Here is a 1,172-nt window from a genome sequence, read left to right as displayed (position 1 = left end):
TGAACTGGCCCCCATTTCGACCGGACACCTTGGACTGACCAAGGAGGCTTAAGGATAGCCTTAAGCACGTGCTTATGTCTGAGATGGAAATCATTACTGATGGCGGGCGCCGTCGACGCTGGTCTGCGGCAGAAAAGCTGCGGATCGTTGAAGAGACCCTCTATGACAGGGACAGCGTTTCCGCTGTTGCTCGCCGTAACGGCGTGGCCCCAAATCTGTTGTATCGTTGGCGTAGATTGATGCTCGAGGGAGGGAGTATCGCCGTGACAGGGGATGACAGCGTGACCAGTAATAAGGCTGTCCGAGAGATGGAAGCCCGCGTGAGGGAGCTCGAGCGCCAGCTGGGACGCAAAACGTTGGAAGTGGAGATCTTGAAGGAAGCGCTCGCCAAGTCCCGCTCAAAAAAACCGACCTTGCTTGCGCAGTCGCTCAAACCGGGCGGTTCCCGATGAAGGCGGTGGCACAGACGTTAGGCGTATCCCGTTCGAACCTACATGAACGGCAAAGGGGAAACACGGAGCCGCGTCGGAGCTATTATAAAGCTCAGGACGCGGCGCTCTTGCCACGTATCGAGCGTTTGGTGGCGGAGCGCCCAACCTATGGCTATCGCCGGATCTGTGCAGTGCTGAACCGGGAGCTCAAGGCAGAAGGCCTTGCCCCGGCAAATCATAAACGCGTCTATCGCATTATGAAGGCCAATCACCTGCTGCTGGAGCGATCCGGCTTCGACCGGCCCGAACGCGCCCACGATGGCAAGGTCATCATGATGCGGTCGAACTTGCGCTGGTGCTCTGACGGGCTGGAGTTCACCTGTTGGAATGGCGACATTATCCGCGCAGCGTTTCTGCTCGATGCTCATGATCGTGAGATCATTGCCTGGCGGGCCGTCGCCGATGCCGGGATTAGCGGCTCGGACGTGCGTGACATGCTTCTGGAGGCGGTCGAGAAACGCTTCGGCAGCTATCGTGCGCCAGAGGTGGTCGAGGTCTTATCCGACAATGGAAGCGCTTACACAGCAAAGGAAACCCGCATCTTCGCTCGCCAGCTCGGCCTGAAGTCATGCTTCACCCCAGTCGCCAGCCCGCAATCCAACGGCATGTCCGAAGCCTTCGTAAAGACGCTCAAACGCGATTACGTGCGCGTCAATCCACTACCCAATGCCGAAACCGTTT

1 pseudogene is annotated in these 1,172 nt (G+C 58.3%); it reads left to right on the top strand.

The features are described 5' to 3' along the window. Positions 1-74: 74 nt before the first annotated feature. Positions 75-1,172 (top strand): annotated as a pseudogene (locus J7392_RS24110) (IS3 family transposase); the annotation flags it as partial.

The sequence above is a fragment of the Sulfitobacter sp. R18_1 genome (genome assembly GCF_017743915.1).
Lineage (GTDB): Bacteria > Pseudomonadota > Alphaproteobacteria > Rhodobacterales > Rhodobacteraceae > Sulfitobacter > Sulfitobacter faviae.
Note: the sequence above shows the minus strand (reverse complement) of the source record. Positions and strands in the feature narration are given on the sequence as shown.